Source organism: Labrenzia sp. PO1, assembly GCF_012273635.1.
GTDB classification, from domain to species: domain Bacteria; phylum Pseudomonadota; class Alphaproteobacteria; order Rhizobiales; family Stappiaceae; genus Roseibium; species Roseibium algicola.
Map to the genome: position 1 here is coordinate 1 of NZ_JAAXCR010000013.1, position 1,338 is coordinate 1,338.

Consider the following 1,338-nt stretch of genomic DNA (forward strand, 5'->3'; position numbering starts at 1 on the left):
TCGATCAATCCGCAAATCGAGTTGACCTATTGGGACTCGATCAAGTCCGGACAGAATGCGGCCTACTTCGAAACCTATCTGTCGCGCTACCCGGAAGGCCAGTTCGCCGACATCGCCCGGATCCGTCTGGACGAGATCAAGGCAAAGGCTGAAAGCGACAAGGCCAAGCAGGCGAAACCGGATGCCACGGCTGAAATCACCTATTGGCAGACGATCCAGAACTCGACCCGGCCGGAGATGTTCGAGAGTTATCTCGGCAGATACCCGACCGGGATCTATGCCGACCTTGCCCAGCTGAAAATCCAGTCGATCAAGAGCCAGGCGGAAGCGGATGCGCGCCGCAAGGCTCAGGCAGAGGCTCAGGCAGAGGCAGAAGCCCAAGCCATCGCCTCGGCAGCAGCGAATGCATCGCCGGAAAGAACGACGGCCAAGCCTGCAAACGAAATCACCGTTGCCGCCTTGACGCCTGCGCAGGCGCCGTCAACGACCTCGCCGTCCCCGGTATCGTTGTTATCGCCTGAAGAGCTTGCAACGGCTCTCCAGACAGAACTCAACCGTGTTGGCTGTTCGGTCGGCCGTGTTGATGGTGACTGGGGCAACAGAAGCCGGCAGGCACTGAGAACCTATGGCCGCGAAGCCGGGATCGATCTTGCCTCGCTTGACCCGGATCCTTCAATTTTGGACCAATTGAAGAAGTCGACCGGACGCGTTTGCCCGCTGACATGTGGTCGGAACCAGGAATTGAAGAACGGCCGCTGTGTCGCGACCAGAAAGCCCGAACCTTCCGGCAACAGCACAAAACCGAGCACACAAACCAAGACAGCTGCCAACTGCCCGAAAAACCCGAGCTCTTATGGCAACAAAGTAATCGGAATGGGACATGGTACGGGACGCCAGACATTGACCCATCCCTGTGGCAGAAAGCTTTCCTGTGTGGGCAACCATTCCAGTTGGGTTCTGACCTGTAACTGGCTTTAAGCACTTGGCTACGGCCTGAATTTTGAACTTTCGAAGTTGAGATGTTCCGGCGTATCCATGTTCAGAATGATGATCATTGCCTGCCGGAGTGCCCTACAGCAGAGTAACCGGAATAGTTTTGCACGGCAGCTCCCGAGAGCTGGTAGGTTTGGAGAACCGCCTGTGAAGCAGATAATCGCATGCCTGTTGCTACTTGTGTTTGCCGCAAGCGCGGCACATGCCGAACGCCGTGTGGCGCTCGTGATCGGTAATTCCGGCTACGCGAATGTCGCGGAGCTGAAGAACCCCTACAACGATGCCAAGGGCATGTCGGACAAGCTGACGGACCTCGGATTCGATGTCGTCACAGGTCTCGACCTG

At 57.0% G+C, this 1,338-nt stretch carries 2 protein-coding genes; both read left to right on the forward strand.

Translation table 11 applies throughout. The features are described 5' to 3' along the window. Positions 1-978, forward strand: a 978-nt coding sequence (locus HCG46_RS28355) for a peptidoglycan-binding domain-containing protein (RefSeq protein ID WP_286185581.1), incomplete at its 5' end; no start/stop codon positions are given. 162 nt (positions 979-1,140) lie between these two features. After that, on the forward strand, positions 1,141-1,338 hold a 198-nt coding region (locus tag HCG46_RS28670; protein ID WP_353621850.1), incomplete at its 3' end, for a caspase family protein.